The organism is Spirillospora sp. NPDC046719, from assembly GCF_040645715.1.
Classification (GTDB): domain Bacteria; phylum Actinomycetota; class Actinomycetes; order Streptosporangiales; family Streptosporangiaceae; genus Spirillospora.
In genome coordinates, this window is sequence record NZ_JBEYYT010000803.1 from 1 (window position 1) to 2,221 (window position 2,221).

3 protein-coding genes and 1 riboswitch are annotated in these 2,221 nt (G+C 71.3%); of the genes, 1 reads left to right on the plus strand and 2 read right to left on the minus strand.

The window, feature by feature from the left end:
- Window positions 1–7: 7 nt before the first annotated feature.
- Both ABZ914_RS50415 and ABZ914_RS50420 read right to left on the minus strand, forming a co-directional pair.
- A complete protein-coding gene (locus tag ABZ914_RS50415) occupies window positions 8–799 on the minus strand; it encodes a glycoside hydrolase family 25 protein (RefSeq protein ID WP_500201681.1) in 792 nt (263 codons plus the stop codon).
- Window positions 796–1,494 carry a CHAP domain-containing protein gene (locus ABZ914_RS50420; protein ID WP_500201682.1) on the minus strand — a complete coding sequence of 233 codons (699 nt, stop codon included), beginning with the start codon at window positions 1,492–1,494 and terminating at the stop codon, window positions 796–798. Before ABZ914_RS50420 ends, ABZ914_RS50415 begins: the two co-directional genes overlap by 4 nt.
- Window positions 1,495–1,500: 6 nt before the next feature.
- Window positions 1,501–1,638: riboswitch (cyclic di-AMP (ydaO/yuaA leader) on the minus strand.
- A 284-nt stretch (window positions 1,639–1,922) separates the two neighbouring features.
- Between ABZ914_RS50420 and ABZ914_RS50425 the strand changes: the two genes are divergently transcribed.
- On the plus strand, window positions 1,923–2,165 hold the full coding sequence (locus ABZ914_RS50425) for a helix-turn-helix domain-containing protein (protein WP_500201683.1): 243 nt from the start codon (window positions 1,923–1,925) through the stop codon (window positions 2,163–2,165).
- Window positions 2,166–2,221 lie beyond the last annotated feature (56 nt).

The following is a 2,221-nucleotide window of genomic DNA, read 5'->3' on the forward strand; positions in this document are numbered from 1 at the left end:
CCTGCCCTCAGCGGTGCGAGGGGTTGTAGCCGAGGCCGCGGAGCTGGTCCGCGGCGAGCCGGGAGACGTTGTGGTCATGGTCGGTGGACGCGTACTGGTGGATCGTCCACTGCTTCCATGGGGACGGGGCGGTCACCCGTCCCGGCGCCTTCCCGTAGTGCGCCACCCACAGGGGATAGCCGCCGAGGCCGTCGCCGTGCTCCTGCGCGAACGACCACGAGCTGTAGAAGAACGCCTTCACGCCCGTCTTCCGCTGGACGTGCTCCAGCCAGCGCTTGGCCCATGCGTTGACCTGGTGGTCGGACCGGCCGTCGGTCGTCTCCAAATCGAGCATGAGCAGGTCGCCGGGCTGGAGGCCGGCGGACGTGACCGCCGACAGGAAGTGGTCGGCCTCCCGCACCGGGTCGTTCTTCGGATGCCCGTAGTGGTACGCGCCGCGGACCAGGCCGTTCTGGCGGATCTTCGCCCAGTTGGCGGCGAAGGTCGCGTCGTCGTGCCCGGTCCCCTCGGTGGCCTTGGCGATGCCGAACGCGAGGCGGCCGCCGCCCCAGTCGACGCCCCGGTCGTAGGTGGACACGTCCACCCCCTGCGGGAGGGGCCTCGACCGCTCGACGGCATGGGACGGGGCCGCCTTCGAGGCGGCGGCACCGGACGGGACCGCCTTCGATGGAGCCGCGTTCGATGGAGCGGCCTTCGATGGAGCGGCGTTCGATGGAGCGGCGCCGGACGGGGCGGCCAGGTGGAGCAGGGCCCCGCCGGCGATCGCCGACGCCGCGAGCAGCTTCGCGAGCCGTCTCATCGGTCCTCCTCCCTCGTCGCGGGTGCCGTGGTGGCCGCCGCCGTCGCGCGCCGGTGCTTGAGGAAGACCAGCAGCGAGAGCGTCAGGAAGAGGACCGCGCCGACCGCGCTCCACAGCTCGACGGGCGGACCGTCGGCGGGAGCCGGCCGGGTATAGGCCATCGCGGCCGTCTTCGCGCCGCCCCCGGATGGGGGGCCGCCGTGCTGCGCCGGTGCGGTGGCCGGCTTGCGGCCGATCGGGACCTTCTCGGGGTGCCCGTAGCCGACGACGTTGTCCTGGTCGCGGACCTTCCGCTTGACGAACTGCCCGTCGACGTTGCCCTCGATGGTGTGGATCCGCCCGCCGTCGACCTTGGTGACGATCCCGACGTGGTCGATGCCGTCGATGCCCTTGCCGCCGGACCAGTCGTAGAAGACCAGCGCGCCGGGGGCCGGCTCGGTGTCGAACGCCTTGTGCTTCTTGAAGAACGCCGCGTGCGAGGGCGTGTAGGCGTAGGCCCCGACCTGCTTGGCCACGCCGGCCTTCGTCGCGCCCCAGACGAGGAACATGTCGCACCAGGCCGCGTTCGAGAAGTCGTAGGAATGGTCGACGTTCTTCGAGTACCAATCCCCGAACTTGGTGTAGCCGCCTCCCTTCTCCGTGTACCCGAGCTCGGACTCGAGGTTCTTGATCATTTCTTGGATGCCCGTGTCCAAGGGCCGTCCACCTCTCCTTTTCCGCCTGCCGGGTTAGCTGACGGGTTCGGGCCAGGAGACGGCCCTACCGCTGGCGACCAGCGGATTCACCCCAACGAACCTGGGTCCCCGGCTCCCTGTGGAGGGATTCGGCGGTCGGCCGGACTTCGGCCGATGCGGTGGAGACTAAGCACGAAATAAGGGCGTCACCAAATTTCCACGGCAAATAAATTATGCATAAGCCGGCATGCCGGAAAGCGAAATCCCCGGCGCCGTCGCGGTTCGCGGGCGAGCTTTTTCATGCACCCGGGTGCCGGGTCGACCGATCGGTTGACCCGCCGGTCGCCCGGACGGCGCGCGCCGTTCCGTCCATCACCGGATGGGACCGGGCCCGGCGGCGGCGATCGTGGTCCTTGAACGGCCGGAACCGAGCACGAGGAGGACGTCCGTTGAACGACACGATCGGCGCGGCGATCCGCCTGCGGCGCCGCGCGCTGGGCATCACACAGGCCCGGCTGGCCCGGATGGCCGGCCTCGACCAGCCGGCGGTCTCCCGCCTGGAGTCGGGTTCGCGCCTCCCGCCGCTGCCGGTGCTGGAGCGCGTCGCGAACGCTCTCGGGCTCCGCCTCACCATCGGCCTGGAGCCGCCGGCGGCACCGCGGGACGACTCCGCCGCGCCGCCACCGCGCTGAACGGGCCCGGCCCGGCGGCCGGATCCGGCGGCGTGGCCGGGCGGCCGGGCGGCCGG

What these genes read in the sequence shown, in the direction of transcription:
- ABZ914_RS50415 (WP_500201681.1), bottom strand. Translation starts at nt 799, where the DNA reads ATGAGACGGCTCGCGAAGCTGCTCGCGGCGTCGGCGATCGCCGGCGGG.